At 60.9% G+C, this 16,761-nt stretch carries 18 protein-coding genes; 12 read left to right on the top strand and 6 right to left on the bottom strand.

Features of this window, described 5'->3' with window-relative positions:
* Positions 1 to 2: 2 nt before the first annotated feature.
* A complete protein-coding gene (locus tag A3709_RS10075; protein ID WP_169843810.1) occupies positions 3 to 464 on the bottom strand; it encodes a copper chaperone PCu(A)C in 462 nt (153 codons plus the stop codon).
* A 159-nt stretch (positions 465 to 623) separates the two neighbouring features.
* On the opposite strand from A3709_RS10075, the gene A3709_RS10070 reads away from it, so the two are divergent.
* The 11 genes from A3709_RS10070 to A3709_RS10020 all read left to right on the top strand — a co-directional run bounded on the left by A3709_RS10070 (position 624) and on the right by A3709_RS10020 (position 11,542).
* Positions 624 to 2,369 carry a protein-disulfide reductase DsbD gene (locus tag A3709_RS10070; protein ID WP_066053832.1) on the top strand — a complete coding sequence of 582 codons (1,746 nt, stop codon included), beginning with the start codon at positions 624 to 626 and terminating at the stop codon, positions 2,367 to 2,369.
* Positions 2,370 to 2,600: 231 nt separating this feature from the next.
* Positions 2,601 to 3,044, top strand: a complete 444-nt coding sequence (gene aroQ / locus A3709_RS10065) for a type II 3-dehydroquinate dehydratase (protein WP_066053830.1) — start codon at positions 2,601 to 2,603, stop codon at positions 3,042 to 3,044.
* Between the two features lie 58 nt (positions 3,045 to 3,102).
* Entirely contained in the window at positions 3,103 to 3,582 is a 480-nt protein-coding gene (gene accB / locus A3709_RS10060) for an acetyl-CoA carboxylase biotin carboxyl carrier protein (protein ID WP_066053827.1), read from the top strand.
* Between the two features lie 21 nt (positions 3,583 to 3,603).
* Positions 3,604 to 4,944 carry an acetyl-CoA carboxylase biotin carboxylase subunit gene (gene accC, locus A3709_RS10055; protein ID WP_066053980.1) on the top strand — a complete coding sequence of 447 codons (1,341 nt, stop codon included), beginning with the start codon at positions 3,604 to 3,606 and terminating at the stop codon, positions 4,942 to 4,944.
* A gap of 95 nt (positions 4,945 to 5,039) precedes the next feature.
* Positions 5,040 to 5,930, top strand: a complete 891-nt coding sequence (gene prmA, locus A3709_RS10050) for a 50S ribosomal protein L11 methyltransferase (protein ID WP_066053824.1) — start codon at positions 5,040 to 5,042, stop codon at positions 5,928 to 5,930.
* Between the two features lie 123 nt (positions 5,931 to 6,053).
* A complete protein-coding gene (gene dusB, locus A3709_RS10045; protein ID WP_066053821.1) occupies positions 6,054 to 7,040 on the top strand; it encodes a tRNA dihydrouridine synthase DusB in 987 nt (328 codons plus the stop codon).
* The gene (gene fis / locus A3709_RS10040) at positions 7,037 to 7,351 is read left to right on the top strand and encodes a DNA-binding transcriptional regulator Fis (RefSeq protein WP_066053818.1); all 315 of its coding nucleotides are present in this window, start codon (positions 7,037 to 7,039) and stop codon (positions 7,349 to 7,351) included. Before dusB ends, fis begins: the two co-directional genes overlap by 4 nt.
* 4 nt (positions 7,352 to 7,355) lie before the next feature.
* Entirely contained in the window at positions 7,356 to 8,924 is a 1,569-nt protein-coding gene (purH, locus tag A3709_RS10035; protein ID WP_066053815.1) for a bifunctional phosphoribosylaminoimidazolecarboxamide formyltransferase/IMP cyclohydrolase, read from the top strand.
* 76 nt (positions 8,925 to 9,000) lie between these two features.
* Positions 9,001 to 10,290 (top strand): phosphoribosylamine--glycine ligase, encoded by a 1,290-nt coding sequence (purD, locus tag A3709_RS10030; RefSeq protein WP_066053813.1) that lies wholly within the window; start codon positions 9,001 to 9,003, stop codon positions 10,288 to 10,290.
* 30 nt (positions 10,291 to 10,320) lie between these two features.
* Positions 10,321 to 10,965, top strand: coding sequence for a 2-polyprenyl-3-methyl-6-methoxy-1,4-benzoquinone monooxygenase (gene coq7, locus A3709_RS10025; RefSeq protein WP_066053810.1), 645 nt, complete (start codon positions 10,321 to 10,323; stop codon positions 10,963 to 10,965).
* 4 nt (positions 10,966 to 10,969) lie between these two features.
* The gene (locus tag A3709_RS10020; RefSeq protein WP_066053807.1) at positions 10,970 to 11,542 is read left to right on the top strand and encodes a VanZ family protein; all 573 of its coding nucleotides are present in this window, start codon (positions 10,970 to 10,972) and stop codon (positions 11,540 to 11,542) included.
* Here A3709_RS10020 and A3709_RS10015 read toward each other — a convergent pair.
* Positions 11,509 to 11,940, bottom strand: a complete 432-nt coding sequence (locus tag A3709_RS10015; RefSeq protein WP_066053804.1) for an OsmC family protein — start codon at positions 11,938 to 11,940, stop codon at positions 11,509 to 11,511. The two genes, A3709_RS10020 and A3709_RS10015, sit on opposite strands and share 34 nt — an antisense overlap.
* A gap of 119 nt (positions 11,941 to 12,059) precedes the next feature.
* Here A3709_RS10015 and crp point away from each other — a divergent pair, with 119 nt between their 5' ends.
* Positions 12,060 to 12,704, top strand: a complete 645-nt coding sequence (gene crp, locus A3709_RS10010; protein ID WP_066053801.1) for a cAMP-activated global transcriptional regulator CRP — start codon at positions 12,060 to 12,062, stop codon at positions 12,702 to 12,704.
* A gap of 15 nt (positions 12,705 to 12,719) precedes the next feature.
* On the opposite strand, the gene trpC is transcribed toward crp, so the two are convergent.
* From trpC to trpE, 4 genes are read right to left on the bottom strand one after another with little or no spacing between them, the layout of a single operon-like run.
* A complete protein-coding gene (gene trpC / locus A3709_RS10005; protein WP_197484145.1) occupies positions 12,720 to 13,520 on the bottom strand; it encodes an indole-3-glycerol phosphate synthase TrpC in 801 nt (266 codons plus the stop codon).
* 1 nt (position 13,521) lies between these two features.
* Positions 13,522 to 14,565, bottom strand: a complete 1,044-nt coding sequence (trpD, locus tag A3709_RS10000; RefSeq protein WP_066053798.1) for an anthranilate phosphoribosyltransferase — start codon at positions 14,563 to 14,565, stop codon at positions 13,522 to 13,524.
* Position 14,566: 1 nt separating this feature from the next.
* Entirely contained in the window at positions 14,567 to 15,145 is a 579-nt protein-coding gene (locus A3709_RS09995; RefSeq protein ID WP_066053795.1) for an aminodeoxychorismate/anthranilate synthase component II, read from the bottom strand.
* Positions 15,145 to 16,632 carry an anthranilate synthase component I gene (gene trpE, locus A3709_RS09990; protein ID WP_066053792.1) on the bottom strand — a complete coding sequence of 496 codons (1,488 nt, stop codon included), beginning with the start codon at positions 16,630 to 16,632 and terminating at the stop codon, positions 15,145 to 15,147. Before trpE ends, A3709_RS09995 begins: the two co-directional genes overlap by 1 nt.
* Positions 16,633 to 16,761: the final 129 nt, after the last annotated feature.

The raw sequence follows: 16,761 nt of genomic DNA, 5'->3' as shown, positions 1-16,761 counted from the left end.
TGTCAGTGATGATGGTGGTGATGATCGCCCGCGCTGGCCGCGCTTTTGCGCACTTCGGCCTCAGTGCACAGCTCTTCTCCCGAGGCAAAGGTCAGACACAGGGTGCGGGTCTGGCCCGGCTGTGGCATGGCCTCAAGATCGAACAGCATAAGGTGCGTCCCCCCAGGGGCAAGCGCAACCGTGTCGCCGGGGGCTACTGTCAGTGTAGTCAATTCCATCATCCGCAGCAGGCCGTCGACCTCGGCCGTGGTATGGATTTCCACCTTGCCGGCGCCGGATACTGTGGCGGCGACCACTTCCGCAGGCTCGCTGCCGCTATTGGACAGCGATAAATAGGCAGCGGTTGTCTTCTGCACCGGCGGCAGGGCCCTGACCCAGGCATCGTCTATCGTCAGTGAAGAAGCGGTGGCTACCAGCGGCAGGGCGGCGAGCACTGCCGCGAAAACGCGAGTTCGAAACAACACGGTGACTCCAAAGGAAACTATTCACGCAAAAAGGCGTCCTAGACTACACCACGGTTGGCTCGCTCAGCCAGCGAATTGGGCCACGGGCNTTTGACTGATANAATTTAGGCCCAGAACCGCCGGCACAGTGCCGACGGGGCCACAACATACGGAACCACTATGCGCCTGCTACTGGCCACACTGCTACTTCTTACATCCACTTTTTCTCAGGCCCAGTTACCCGGCACCAACAATCCGTTCGCGGCGGAGCAGCCGGACTTCCTGCCGGTTGAGGAAGCGTATCAACTGGAGGTCGAACCCAGTGATGAGGGCCTGCGCTTTTACTGGCAGATCGCCGACGGCTACTACCTGTATCAGCACGCGTTCAAATTCCAGGGTGAGGATGACGAGGGCGCACTGGCGCTCCAGGGCCAACTCCCCCAGGGCATAGACCGCACCGATGAGTTCTTCGGTGATGTCACCGTCTACTACAACCAGGCCGACGTCACCGTAGAGGCCGAGCGCCAAGGGGACGACACCGTACAGCTAACCGTCACGTCCCAGGGCTGCGCAGATGCAGGCCTGTGCTACCCACCGCGCAAACAGTATTTCAGCTGGGCACCAGACGCTGGCACCGTCACCGAAACCACGCCGCCAGCGCGCAAAGCCAGCGTCGTCACTACCCAGATGAGTGCGCCCCAAAGCGATGGCGCGAGCTCGGCCCAGGGCCTGGGCTCGCTGTCCTACATGATGCTGCTGGCCTTTCTCGGTGGCGCCATTCTCAACCTGATGCCCTGTGTCTTCCCGATCCTGTCGCTCAAGGTACTCAGTTTCGCCCAGAGCACTGACGAGGACCGCCACCTGCACAGCTGGCTGTATACCGCCGGCGTGGTGATCAGCTTCGTGGCGATCGCCGCTGTACTCATCGGCCTGCAACAGGCGGGCAGCGCCGTCGGCTGGGGGTTCCAGTTGCAGTCGCCGGGTTTTGTGATCGCGCTGGCCTACCTGTTCCTGGTGATGGGCCTGTCACTCTCGGGGCTGGTCAGCCTCGGCGGCAATCTGATGAATACCGGCAGTTCACTGGCAGACCGCGGCGGCCTCAGCGGCAGCTTCTTCACCGGCGTATTGGCGGTGGTGGTGGCCAGCCCCTGCACGGCGCCCTTTATGGGCACCGCCCTGGGGTTTGCCGTCACCCAACCACCGGTAGTGGGACTGTCGGTCTTCGCCGCCCTGGGTGTCGGCATGGCCGCCCCACTGTTGTTGTTCAGCTACAGCGGTGGCGCCCGTGCGCTAATGCCGCGCCCGGGGCCCTGGATGGAAACCCTTAAGGAATTCCTGGCCTTTCCCCTCTATGGCGCAGCCATCTGGCTGGTATGGGTGGCGGGTCGCCAGACTGGTGTCAATACCATGGCGGCCGTGCTTTGCGGTGCGCTATTGCTCACCCTGGGGCTGTGGCTGTGGCAACAGGGCGGTAAGCGCCGCTGGATGGCGGCCGCAGCTGTGATCAGCGCCATTGCCCTGGCGAGCATCGACAACCTCGACCCAGCGCGAGGCGGCGAAGCCTCACTGGGCGAGGGCCGGGTAGCCTGGTCTGAGCCAACGCTTGAAGAATTGCGCGCCGCCGGCAAGCCCGTATTTGTGGATGTTACCGCCGATTGGTGTATTACCTGCCTCGCCAATGAGCGGGCAGTGTTGTTCACCGACGACATCACCGCTGCCTTCGCCGACCACGGCGTCACCTATATGGTCGCCGATTGGACCAATTATGACGCCGAGATCGCCGAATTTATCGCCAGTCACGGCCGTACCGGCATTCCCCTGTACGTGATGTACCCGCCCCTGGGGGCCGGCGAACCATTTCTGTTGCCGCAAATCCTCACCGACCAACTGGTCATCGATGCCCTGAACGCCGCTTCTGGCAAATAGCCCGAACTTGTCAGCATGTTAGCTGACTTTACGCGCGTTTTCAGAGAAGGTCGCTCTTCTTCCCCGAAACCGCCCAGCAATAGCCCGGAGAAGCCCACAACTTCCTAAATATTGCTAACTTCCGCTATCGCGCTGCTAAATGCTGGCAAAATGCCGATTTTTACCAAAGACGTGGACAAAATGTCGATATTACGCCACACTGCGGCAATAAATAGCGCCTGAGAACCCGACATGGCCACCATACTTGTCCTGCACGGCCCCAACCTGAACCTGCTCGGTGAACGCGAGCCGGAGATTTACGGCAGCACCACGCTGTCTGATATCAACCAGACGCTACAGCAACAAGCCCGCGACAAAGGCCACCACCTGCTCTATGTACAAAGCAACGCCGAGTACGAGCTGGTCGAGCGCGTCCAGGACGCCCGCCACGAAGGCGTGAACTTCATTCTGATTAACCCCGCGGCATTCACCCACACCAGTGTGGCCCTGCGCGATGCGCTGGCGGCGGTGGAGATTCCCTTTATAGAAGTCCACCTGTCCAACGTTTATGCCCGCGAGGAATTCCGCAAGCATTCCTATTTCTCGGACCTGGCTCAAGGCGTGATCTGCGGCCTCGGCCCGCAAGGCTACGAACTCGGCCTGCAGGCGGCGATCAAGTATATCGAGCAGTCCTGACCTGCCCTGACCTGCCCCATACCCGTTAACGAAACCTCAACTTGAAGAGAACAACACCATGGACATTCGCAAAGTAAAAAAACTGATCGAGTTGCTGGAAGAGTCGAATATCGACGAAATTGAGATCAAGGAAGGCGAAGAATCTGTGCGCATCAGTCGCAACAGCATGCAGCCCATGATGGCTGCGCCCGCGGCNCCTGCCTACGCACCCGTGCCCGCCGCGGCACCTGCGCCGGCATCCGCACCTACTGCTGCGGCACCGGAACCCGCGCCTGCCGCTGAGCCCGCCGCGCCGACCACCACGGGCCATGTCGTGAAATCACCCATGGTGGGCACCTTCTACCGCGCACCGTCACCCAGCTCACCCTCGTTCGCAGAGGTTGGCCAGACCGTCAAAGTCGGCGACGTCATCTGTATTGTCGAAGCGATGAAAATGATGAACCAGATCGAGGCCGACAAGTCGGGCACCATTGAAGCCATCCTCGTGGATAACGGCGAGCCGGTGGAATTCGACCAGCCGCTGTTCTCCATCGTATAAGGAGGGCACATCGAGATGCCCATTCTGGACAAGGTTCTTATCGCCAACCGCGGCGAGATTGCACTGCGCGTAATGCGCGCGTGCAAAGAGCTCGACATCAAGACCGTTGCGGTGCACTCCGTTGCCGACGCCGAATTGATGCACGTGCGGCTGGCTGATGAATCCGTATGTATCGGCCCCGCGCCCTCCATGGAAAGCTACCTCAATGTGCCGGCACTGATCAGTGCCGCCGAGGTCACTGACGCCACCGCCATCCACCCCGGCTACGGCTTTCTCTCTGAGAATGCCGACTTCGCCGACCAGGTCGAGAAAAGCGGCTTTACCTTTGTTGGACCGCGCGCCGAAACCATTCGTTTGATGGGCGACAAGGTATCTGCGATTGAGGCCATGAAACGGGCCGGCGTTCCCACGGTACCGGGCTCCGACGGCCCCCTCACCGACGACCACGACCGCACTCGGGAAATCGCCCAGCGCGTTGGCTATCCGGTGATCATCAAGGCTGCCGCTGGCGGCGGTGGTCGCGGCATGCGCGTGGTGCACAACGAAGAGGTGCTGATCTCCTCGATTGAAGTGACCAAGTCGGAAGCTGCCGCGGCCTTCGGGTCTGACGTGGTGTATCTGGAGAAATTTCTGCAGAAGCCCCGCCACGTCGAGGTCCAGGTTCTGGCCGACGGCCAGGGCAATGCCATTCACCTGGGTGACCGTGACTGCTCATTGCAACGCCGCCACCAGAAAGTCATCGAAGAAGCGCCTGCGCCCGGCATTCCCGAGGACTTGCGCAACCAGGTCTACGAGGCCTGCGTGAACGCGTGCATCGAGATCGGTTATCGCGGCGCCGGCACCTTCGAATTCCTGTACGAGGATGGCGGATTTTACTTCATCGAGATGAATACCCGGGTCCAGGTGGAGCACCCGGTCACTGAGATGGTGACCAGTTTCGATATCGTCAAGGAGCAGCTGCGCATCGCCGCAGGCATGCCACTGTCCGTCACCCAGAACGAGATCAGCTTCAACGGCCACTCCTTTGAGTGCCGTATTAACGCCGAAGATCCGCAGAACTTCCTGCCCTCGCCGGGCAAGGTAAATACGTTCCACGCCCCGGGCGGGCTGGGCGTACGCTGTGACTCGCACCTCTATGACGGCTACACCGTCCCGCCCTTCTACGACTCGCTTATCGCCAAAATTATCACCTTTGGCGAGACCCGCGATGTCGCCCTGGCACGCATGCGCCAGGCGCTGGATGAGCTGGTGGTTGAGGGCATTCGCACCAATACCCCGCTGCACCGGGAGCTATGCCGCGACAGCGCGTTCCAGGCGGGTGGTGTGAGCATTCACTACCTCGAAAGCAAGCTGGAAGACTGACGGAAATCAGCTCTACCCAGGGCGCCGCGACCCCCTCAGGAATCACGCTTTCTGAGGGAGTCACGACCCCTGACCACCCCCACAGGAATCGTCCCATGACCTGGATTCAACTGCGACTGGACACCCACCCGGAACAGGTGGAAGCGCTGGAGGACCTGATGCTGGCCAGCGGTTCGGTAGCCGTCACTCTGGAAGACAATGCCGACCAGCCAGTGCTGGAACCAGCCGTGGGGGAAACGCCGCTGTGGCGCCAGACCCGCCTCACCGGTCTGTACCCTGCCGACACTGACATCGGAGCCATCCTCGCGCACTTCCCGGACGAACTGCTCGAGAAGTGCCATTCGCGAGTGGAGATTTTGGAAGACAAGGACTGGGAACGGGAGTGGATGCAACACTACCAGCCCATGCAGTTTGGTCAGCGCCTGTGGGTTTGCCCCAGCTGGCTGGAACCCCCGGAACCCAGTGCGGTCAATTTGCTGCTTGATCCCGGCCTGGCCTTTGGCACCGGCACTCATCCCACCACCGCCCTGTGCCTGGCGGAACTGGACGGCATGGCGCTGAATGACCAGATCGTGGTCGATTACGGATGCGGTTCCGGGATTCTCGCGGTGGCCGCCCTCAAGCTAGGTGCCGTCGAGGCGCTTGGTGTCGACAACGATCCCCAGGCATTGGTGGCCAGCCGTGACAACGCCCAGCGCAATGGCGTCGACGCCGATGCTTTTCCGGTGGCTCTACCTGGCGCTTACGACGCCGAGGCCTGGCAGGCACGTGCCGACACCGTCATCGCCAACATCCTGGCCGGTCCACTGATAGAACTCTCGCCCACCCTGTTACACCTGCTAAAACCAGGCGGCACACTGCTACTCTCCGGGCTGCTGAATACCCAGGCCGAAGGCATTATCGCGCACTACGCCTCCGAGCTTTCGCTGCGAATCGCCTCAGAACACGAGGGCTGGGCGTGCCTGCGAGGCGAGCGCCCCGCATAACGTCGCTGTCAACACCCAGCGAGAAAAAAGCTGGGTGTTTTTTGTGCAGAAATTCTTCCCCGCGCTGGGTCTGAGGAGTATGATACCGCCTCTTTTTCGCAGCCTTTCTTCAAAAGCGAACCCATGCCTCAAATCGGACCCTACACGCTGGCAAACCCTGTCGCACTGGCCCCCATGGCCGGCGTTACAGACCTGCCCTTCAGGCGTTTGTGCGCGCGCATGGGTGCCGGCCTGGTGGTCTCGGAGATGGTTACCAGTGATCCGAGCCTGCGGGAAACGCGCAAGACATCGCTGCGCACGATTCACGATGCCGAAGTCGAACCTCGCTCGGTGCAGATAGCGGGCAGCGAACCTGAGCAACTGGCTGAGGCGGCGCGTTACAACGTGCAGCTGGGCGCACAGATTATTGATATCAACATGGGCTGCCCGGCCAAGAAGGTGTGCAAGAAAGCCGCCGGCTCGGCGCTGTTGGCCGATGAGGCGCTGGTGGCAGATATTCTGCAAACCGTCACCGCCGCGGTCGATGTACCCGTGACCCTGAAAATTCGCACCGGCTCCGCACCTGACGCCCGCAACGGCGTGACCATTGCGCGGATCGCTGAAGACGCGGGCATTGCCGCTGTGGCCGTACACGGCCGCACCCGGGCCTGCAAATTCGCCGGCTCAGCGGAGTACGACACCATTGCCGCCATCGCGGCAGCCACCCAGTTTCCGGTGTTCGCCAACGGCGACATTACCTCGCCTGCGAAGGCAGCGGAGGTGCTCAAGCATACCGGGGCTGCCGGCGTCATGGTTGGCCGCGCCGCCCAGGGCCGCCCCTGGCTATGCGGCCAGATTGCGCACTACCTGGCCACTGGCGAGGAACTTGCCCCGCCCAGCCTGCTGGGGCAACGCGACATTCTGCTCCAACACCTGATTGACCTGCACGCATTTTACGGCGAGTTTATGGGCGTTCGTATCGCCCGCAAACACGTCAGCTGGTACCTGGAACACCAGCGCGACTACCGCGCCCAGCGCCAGACCTTTAACCGCCTGGAGAGTGCCGAGGCACAGCTGGGCCATATCCAGAATTACTTTCACCACCTATGCAATGAGGAACTCGCAGCATGACAAGGGCTGAACCATTCCACGCCCCCGCGGAAGACACTCCCACCACCGAAACCCACGATCTGACACCTGAGGCCTCCAGCCTGCGCGATGCTGTTACCACCAGCGTTCGCCAGTACCTGGCAGAGCTTGACGGCCAGCTCTCGACCGACGTGTACCAGATGGTACTGGCCGAGATTGAGGCGCCGCTGCTGGAAGAAATCATGGCCTACACCCGCAACAACCAGACCAAGGCATCGGTGATGCTCGGCCTGAATCGCGGCACCCTGCGCAAGAAGCTCAAGCAATACAACCTGATCGGCAACAAGGACTGAAGCCATGAGCGAACTCGTCAGCGTCAAACGCGCCCTGATCAGCGTGTCCGATAAGACCGGCATCGTCGAATTTGCCACCGCACTGCGCGAGCAGGGCGTGGCGCTACTCTCTACCGGCGGCACCTACCGCCTGCTCAAGGACAATGGCCTGGACGTCACCGAGGTGTCCGAATACACCGGGTTCCCGGAGATGATGGATGGCCGGGTGAAGACCCTGCATCCGAAAGTGCATGGCGGCATTCTCGCTCGCCGGGGCCAGGACGACGCTGTCATGGCTGACCACGGTATCGATGCCATCGACATGGTTGTCGTCAACCTTTACCCCTTTGAGGCTACCGTCGCCAAACCCGACTGTACCCTGGAGGATGCGGTTGAAAATATCGATATCGGTGGACCCACCATGGTGCGCGCTGCGGCCAAGAACCACCGTTTTGTGAACATTGTAGTCAACGCCTCCGATTACGACACGATTATCGAAGAGATGAAGGCCAATGACGGCGCCACCAGCATGACCACCCGCTTTGACCTGGCGATCAAGGCTTACGAACACACCGCCGCCTACGACGGTGCGATTGCCAACCACTTCGGCAAACTGGTGCCCGGCGGCTCAGACAACTTTGCCCGCACCTTCAACACCCAGTTCCACAAGGTGCAGGAAATGCGCTACGGCGAAAATCCGCACCAGAAAGCGGCTTTCTACGTCGAGAAGAACCCTGCCGAGGCCGGCATCGCCACGGCGCAGCAAATTCAGGGCAAGGAATTGTCCTACAACAATGTTGCCGATACCGATGCCGCCCTGGAGTGCGTGAAGAACTTCAGCGAGCCTGCCTGTGTCATCGTCAAGCACGCCAACCCCTGTGGTGTGGCAACTGCCGACACGATAGGCAAGGCCTACGACCTGGCGTTTGAAACCGACCCGGAATCCGCCTTTGGCGGCATTATCGCCTTCAACCGAGAACTCGATGGCGCGACCGCCGCAGCGATTTGCGAGCGTCAGTTCGTCGAAGTCATCATCGCCCCCAGCGTGAGCGATGAAGCGGCTGCCGCTGTGGCAGAGAAAAAGAACGTGCGCCTGCTGGCCTGCGGCGAATGGGGCCAGGCAACACCGGCGCTGGATTACAAACGGGTTAACGGCGGCATGCTGGTTCAGGATCGCGACCTGGGCATGGTGACCGAGGGCGACCTGCAAATCGTGACCAAGGTGCAACCCACCCCTACCCAGATGGCAGATCTGCTGTTTGCCTGGAAAGTGGCCAAGCTCGTTAAGTCCAATGCCATCATCTACGCCAACAACGGCCAGACCGTGGGCGTTGGCGCCGGCCAGATGAGCCGGGTGAACTCTGCCCGCATCGCGGCCATTAAGGCTGAACACGCCGGACTCGAGGTAAAAGGTTCGGTCATGGCATCAGATGCCTTTTTCCCCTTCCGCGACGGTATTGATGCTGCAGGCGAACGCGGCATTGCCGCGGTCATCCAGCCCGGCGGCTCCATCCGCGACGAAGAGGTGATCGCCGCCGCCAACGAACACGGCATGGCCATGGTGTTCACCGGCATGCGTCACTTCCGCCACTAATTGCAGTTGGGCTGGCTGGATGCGTTTGCATTTAGCCAGCCCCGCGCTGTTACCCTGATCTGGAGTTTCGTTATTCATGAACGTATTAGTTATTGGTTCCGGTGGCCGCGAGCATGCGCTGGCCTGGAAGGCAGCCCAGTCGGCGGACGTTGACACCGTATATGTGGCGCCTGGAAATGCCGGCACCGCCACAGAGTCCGGCCTTGAAAACGTGGCGATCGGCGTCGGCGACTTCGAAGCGCTGGCGGATTTCGCCAGCAACAACAATGTCGGACTCACCATCGTCGGTCCGGAGCAGCCACTGGTCGACGGTGTCGTCGATTACTTCGCCGAGCGTGGCCTGCGCTGCTTTGGCCCTAGCGCAGGTGCTGCACAGCTGGAAGGCTCCAAGGCGTTTACCAAGGACTTCCTGGCCCGGCACAACATTCCCACCGCCGCCTATGCGAACTTTACTGACGTTGAAGCGGCGCTGGAGTACCTGCGCGCGCAAGGCGCACCGATTGTCATCAAAGCCGATGGCCTCGCCGCGGGCAAGGGCGTCATCGTGGCCGAAACACTTGATCAGGCAGAAGAAGCCGTACGCGACATGTTGTCCGGCAATGCATTTGGTGATGCCGGCTGTCGTGTGGTCATCGAGCAATTCCTCGAGGGCGAAGAAGCCAGCTTTATCGTCATGGTCGACGGCGAAAACGTGCTGCCTATGGCCACCAGCCAGGACCACAAACGCATTGGCGAGGGCGATACTGGCCCCAATACCGGCGGCATGGGTGCTTATTCTCCGGCGCCTGTGGTCCATGACGCTGTTTACCAGCGCGTCATGGACGAGGTCATCATGCCCACCGTACGCGGCATGGCCGCCGAGGGAAATGACTACACTGGCTTCCTGTACGCCGGCCTGATGATCAGCCCCGAGGGGCAACCCAAGGTCATCGAATACAACTGTCGCTTTGGCGACCCCGAAACCCAGCCGATTATGGTGCGACTGCAGTCGGACCTGGTGAAATTGTGTGAACAGGCGCTGGACAAGCAACTCGACACAGCCAGTGCCAGCTGGGACGCTCGCCCGGCAATGGGCGTGGTGCTGGCCGCAGGCGGCTACCCGGGCAGCTATGCCAAGGGCAGCGTGATCAGTGGCCTGGACGCCGATTTCGGCAGCGACACCAAGGTTTTCCACGCGGGAACCGCCCAGAAAGAGGGCGATATCGTGACCAGCGGTGGACGCGTATTGTGTGTCACCGCCCTGGGAGATGACATCGCCGCCGCGCAGCAGGCCTGTTACACCGGTGCCGACAAGATCAGCTGGGACGGCGTGACCCTGCGCCATGACATTGGCTGGCGCGCCATCGCGCGGTATAGTCAGAACTGATTATTCGACCTGACTTTCAGGAAACGCACCATGCGCCATCGCCGCTTTTCCCTGCTGGACCGCGCCATCACCGAAGTCGATTCGGTGATGCGCACGATTACCAACCGAGGCCACTCGGCAGGCCGGGCTTCACCCGCCGAAGGCCACAGCGACTGTGAGCTTTCCGAGGGCGAGCGCAAGCATGTGGCCGGACTGATGCGAGTCAATCACACCGGTGAGGTCTGTGCCCAGGCCCTGTACCAGGGACAGGCCCTTACCGCCCGGCTGCCCAAGGTACGCGAGAAAATGCAGACCGCCGCAGACGAGGAAATCGACCACCTGGTGTGGTGCGAAGAACGCCTGCGCGATCTCAATGCGCGGCCGAGCCTGCTCAATCCGATCTGGTATGGCACCTCGTTTGCCATGGGCGCCCTGGCGGGCGCCATTGGCGACGATGTCAGCCTGGGCTTTGTTGCCGCCACCGAAGAGCGCGTGTGCAATCACCTGCGCGACCACCTCAAGCAATTGCCTGAAGACGACCGCAAATCAGCGCTGATTCTGCAGCAAATGCTGGAAGACGAAGAGCGCCACGGCCACAAGGCCCTGGAAGCGGGCGGCAAAGATTTCCCGACCCCGGTCAAAGACGCCATGACCACGGTGTCGAAAGTCATGACGGAAACCGCATACCGGGTGTGAACCTGTGTCAGGCGACGCCTCCATCTCAGCCACACAGATTTTTTATCGCTCCCGATTATGGGCAGTGATCTGGGTATATATCGGCCTGACCTACGCCACCCTGCCGCTGATGCGCTCGGTGCTGCGCGCGCTGCGCGACGGCGTAGCCACCGAAACTATCGGCGTGCTGGTGAATATCGCCCTGCTACTGGCCGCCGTGGCCCTGCTGGCGCTGGCCCTGCGCCGGGGCCTACTGACCGCGGCCATGGCACTAATTCCCCTGCTGGCTATCGCCGCGATTGCCTCACAACTGGAGGTCGCTGAAGAGCGGGTGCACTTTCTTCAGTACGGCTTATTGGGGGTGCTGGTGGTGGCCACCGGCCGCCATCCGGGCTGGCGGCAATGGCTGGTGATACTCGCCTTTGTTTGCGCGGTAGGCGCCATCGACGAATTAATTCAGTGGGGGCTGCCCAACCGGGTGGGCGACTGGCGCGACGTGGCGTTTAACTGCACCGCCGGCCTGCTGGGCACTGCGCTGGGCGCAGTGCTTTATTGGCTAAAGCCTCAGAGGCCGGGTTCGAACTCGACTATTTCATAGCTGTGGCCGATCTCCACGCCACCGGCGCCCAGCATAATCGAGGCGCTGCAGTACTTCTCGGCAGAGAGCTCTACCGCGCGCTTAACATGACTTTCCTTGAGGCCAACGCCCGTCACCACAAAGTGCATATTGATGCGGGTGAATACGGCGGGCACGGCATCGGCGCGTTCGGCGTCAATATCGACACGGCAATCCACCACCTGCTGGCGTGACTTTTTGAGCATGGCCATCACGTCATAGGTGGAACAGCCGCCGGTACCAATGAGCAGCATTTCCATGGGGCGGGGACCCAGATTGCGCCCGCCGAGCTCCTCAGAGCCGTCCATCACCACTGCATGGCCACTGCCTGATTCACCGACGAACATGGCGCCGTCCGTCCATTTCACTGTTGCTTTCATTAAATTTTCACCCGGGATTTGCAAAAACGCGCCGCAGCTTAGCACAACAAGTACCGTTTTACTTGACCCCCGAGTGGGCTAGAATCGGGGATATATGCAGGGAATACAGGGATATAGCGGTGCTCAAGCCTCAGCTAGTTAACTCCATCGATAACATTGAGGGTTTCCTCCGCCACTGCCAGCGCAAGGCCTATAAAGCCAAAGCGACAGTGATGAAGCAGGGTGAAGTCGGCGATACGCTGTACCTGATCCTCGATGGGTCGGTATCGGTGATGGTTGAAGACGCATCCCAGCCCGGCCACATGATGGTGGTGAGCTATCTCAATACCGGCGATTTTGTCGGTGAGATGGGCCTGTTTGAAAACGACGTTCAACCGCGCAGCGCCATGGTCGTCGCCAAGACCGCTTGCGAAGTCGCGGAAATTCCCTACGAAAAATTCCACCAGATCAGCAGCCAGCACCCAGAGGTGCTGTACGCGATCTCTCGGCAGCTGGGCAAACGCCTGCGCCAGACCACCCGCAAGCTCTCGGACCTGGCCTTTGTCGATGTCTCCGGGCGCATCGCCCACACGCTGATGGACCTGTGCAAGGAACCGGATGCCATGACGCACCCGGACGGCATGCAGATCAAGATCACACGCCAGGAGCTGGGCAAGATTGTGGGTTGTTCCCGGGAAATGGCTGGGCGCGTACTCAAATCACTGGAAGAAGACGGCCTGGTCTCGGTTTCCGGCAAAACCATGGTCGTGTTCGGCGCCCGCTAGGCGCCGCAGACGCTATCAGAAGAACAACTCGCGCAGTTTCTCGCCGGGCTCCTCAGCACGCATAAAAGCCTCACCCACCAGGAATGCATGCACGTTCTGCTCGCGCATAGCGGCAACATCTGCCGGCGTGTGGATACCGCTCTCGGTTACCACCACGCGATCCCCGGGGATATGCGGTAGCAACTCCAGCGTGGTCTCCAGCCGCATATGAAAGGTGTGCAGATCGCGGTTGTTAATTCCCACCAGGGGCGTGCCCAGTTCCAGAGCACGGTCAAGTTCGGCCCGGTCATGCACTTCAACGAGCACATCAAGCCCCGCTTCTACGGCCGTGGTGGCCAACTCTTCCATTTGCACGTCATCAAGCGCCGCCACAATGAGCAGCACGGCATCGGCACCGATGGCTCGCGCCTCTATCACCTGATACGGATCGACGGTGAAGTCTTTGCGGATTACAGGCAGGTCACAGGCAGCACGCGCCTTCTTGAGGTACTCGTCGGCCCCCTGGAAAAAATCGATATCGGTGAGAACTGACAGGCAGGTGGCGCCACCGGCCTGGTAACTGGCCGCAATCTGGGCGGGCTGAAAATCCTCACGGATGACACCCTGGCTGGGTGAAGCGCGCTTGGCCTCGGCGATGACTGCAGGCTGAGCCTGGGCCACTTTGGCGGCGAGCGCACCGGCGAAACCGCGCGGCACATCCTGATAAGCGAGCTGACTCTCGAGATCCGACAGGGAGCGCTTGGCCCGGCGCTCGCGCACCTCTTCGGCCTTACGCGCCAGAATGTTGCGCAAAATGGTGGGGGTATTCACTGCCATCTTAGTTCGCCTTGCCCCGCATCAGCTGGGTGAAGTCGATGAATCCATTCAGTTTTTCATTGGCCTGGCCGGAGGCCATTAAATCCTGTGCCATCGCAACACCGTCGGCCAGGGTGGCGGCAATCCCCGCCGTATAAATCGTAGCGCCGGCGTTGAGGGCAATGATATCCCGCGCCTTGTCGGCCGCTTCGCTTTCAGCGCCTGACAACGCATTGCGAATCAACTCCGCGGACGCCCGGGAGTCCTGCACGCTGAGGCCGTCGAGACTGCGCCGGCTCATGCCGAAATCCTCAGGCTGAATAGTGTAGGTAGACAGGCTGCCGGCACGCAATTCGGCCACCTTGGTGGGTGCGGCAATAGAGATTTCGTCCAGGCCATCCTCGGAGTGGACAATCATGACCTGCTCTGCACCCAGGGTCTGCGAGACCCTCGCCATCAGCTCGCACAGCTCCTCGGCAAAAACACCGATGACCTGGCGCTTCACCCCAGCCGGGTTGGTGAGCGGCCCCAGCACATTGAATACCGTGCGCATGCCAAGCTCCCGACGAGGGCCAATCGCATAACGCATGGCGCTGTGATGGGCCGGCGCAAACATAAAGCCAAGGCCCATTTCTTCAATCGCTCGCGCGGTCTGATCAGGGCTTAAATCCAGCGGCATACCCAGCGTTTCCAGTACGTCGGAGCTACCACTGCTGCTGGACACACCACGATTGCCGTGCTTGGCGACATGGGCTCCCGCTGCGGCGACCACAAAGGTGGAAGCGGTAGAGACATTGAAGAGGTTCGCACCATCACCCCCGGTGCCCACCAGATCGACCAGATGCTCGCAATCCACCTCGACCGACGTCGCCAGTTCGCGCATGACCTGGGCAGCGCCGGCAATTTCATCCGTGGTTTCACCCTTAATACGCAGGGCCACCAGCAGGCCGCCAATCTGCGCATCAGTGGCATCGCCCGACATGACCTGGCGCATAACGCCGGCCATGGCCTCGCGGTCCAGATTTTCGCCTGCCACCAGGGCGGTAATCGCCTGCTGAATATCCATGTTATTGCTCCAGGAAGTTGCGCAGCAGATCGTGCCCGTGCGCAGTCAAAATTGATTCGGGGTGAAATTGCACCCCCTCGATGGCCAGCTCGCGATGGCGCAGGCCCATGATTTCATCCATCTCGCCAGACTCGGTTTCGGTCCAGGCAGTAATCTCCAGACAGTCGGGCAGCGTGTCGCGAGCCACAACCAGGCTGTGATAGCGGGTGGCTTCGAAAGGCTGGCTCAGGCGCCGGAAGACCCCCTCGCCGCGGTGATGAACCGGCGAGGTTTTACCGTGCATGACCTGGCGTGCGCGCACCACATCGCCGCCAAAGACCTGGCCAATGCTCTGGTGACCCAGGCAAATCCCTAGAATAGGCAGTTTGCCGGCGTACTCGCGGATGACCTCCATGGAGACGCCGGCTTCATTGGGGGTACAGGGGCCGGGAGAGATCACGATTTTCTCGGGTGCCAACGCAGCGATGTCAGCCACGGCAATCTCGTCATTGCGCACTACATGCACATCGGCTCCGAGCTCGCCCAGGTACTGCACCACGTTGTAGGTAAAGGAGTCGTAGTTGTCGATCATTAACAGCATCAGTCTGCCTCCCCTGCCAATACCATGGATGCCGCGCGGAACATGGCGCGGGCCTTGTTGTGTGTTTCCTTCCATTCCAGACGCGGCACGGAATCGGCCACCACGCCGCCACCGGCCTGCACGTATAGGCGACCGTTCTTGATCACCGCGGTACGGATGGCAATCGCGGTATCCATATCGCCGGCCCAGGAGATGTAGCCCACAGCACCGCCGTAGACACCACGCTTCACCGGCTCGAGTTCATCGATGATTTCCATGGCGCGGATTTTCGGCGCGCCGCTGAGGGTCCCAGCAGGTAGCGTGGCCCGCAGCACATCAATGGCTGACTTCTGGCCTTTGAGCTCACCGGTCACATTGGACACGATGTGCATGACATGCGAGTAGCGCTCGACCACCATCTTGTCGGTGAGCTCCACCGAACCGGTTTCGGCAATGCGCCCCACATCGTTGCGCCCCAGGTCGATCAGCATCAGGTGCTCGGCGATTTCCTTGGGATCTGCCAACAGCTCCTCTTCCAGCGCCTTGTCTTCCTCTGCGGTATAGCCCCGGCGGCGGGTGCCGGCTATCGGGCGCACGGTGACCAGGCCTTTCTCTACGCGGGCGAGGATTTCCGGCGAGGAACCGACTATATGGAAATCATCGAGATCGAGGTAGTACATGTACGGCGAGGGATTGAGGTTGCGCAGGGCGCGATACAGGTTCAGCGGAGGGGCATCAAAGGGCACGCTCATACGCTGCGAGGGCACTACCTGCATAACATCGCCGGCGAGCACATATTCCTTCACCTTGTCGACGGCCTCAAAGTAAGCCTCTTCGGTGAAGTGGGAATCGGCCTGCTGTTCCAGGTCGGCGCTATCGGCGGCATCCAGCACTACCGGGGGCAGTGCCGGCATGGGTTCGGGCAAGCGTTGCACCAATGCCTGCAAGCGCGCTTCTGCGGCCTGCAATGCATCCGGTTCAGCGGGATCGACATTGACGATCAGGCGGATCGTGCCGGCGAGATTGTCAAACACCAGTACCTCGTCTGCCACCATAAGCAGAATATCCGGGTTACCCAGATCGTCTTCCGGCGTACCGGCGCGCAGGCGCGGCTCAACGTAGCGCACGGTATCATAGCCAAAGTAGCCGACCAGTCCGCCGTGGAACACGGGAAGATCTTCCCGGGGCGCGGTGCGATAGCGGCCCTGGAAAGCTTCGGCATAGGCCAGCGGATCAGCCACTTCCTCACTCTCGGTGAGTTCACCGTCGACCCAGGTCTCGGCGCGGTAACCGAACACCTTCAGTACCGTGCGGCAGGGCAGCCCAATAATGGAGTACCGGCCCCACTTTTCGCCGCCCTGAACGGATTCAAAGAAGAAGGAATAAGGCCCTTCCGCCAGTTTGCGGTAGGCGCTGATGGGTGTTTCCAGATCGGCCAGCACTTCAATGCTGACCGGGATACGGTTGTAGTCTTGTGCCGCCAGCGCGGCAAAGTCCTGCGGATTCATGGGAAGTCCTCGGAGAAGTCAGTTTGCGTAGAAATAAGGTCGAACGAATGCCCTGGCTACCATCGCCAGCAGGTGACCTCTCGCATCGACAGCAGGTCGATGCCTGTACGCATTGCTGTTTGCACAGCG

It is taken from the genome of Halioglobus sp. HI00S01 (assembly GCF_001635445.1).
Taxonomy (GTDB): Bacteria; Pseudomonadota; Gammaproteobacteria; order Pseudomonadales; family Halieaceae; genus Halioglobus; species Halioglobus japonicus.
The sequence above is the reverse complement of the archived record's forward strand: the minus strand, read 5'-3'. Positions and strand labels throughout refer to the sequence as shown.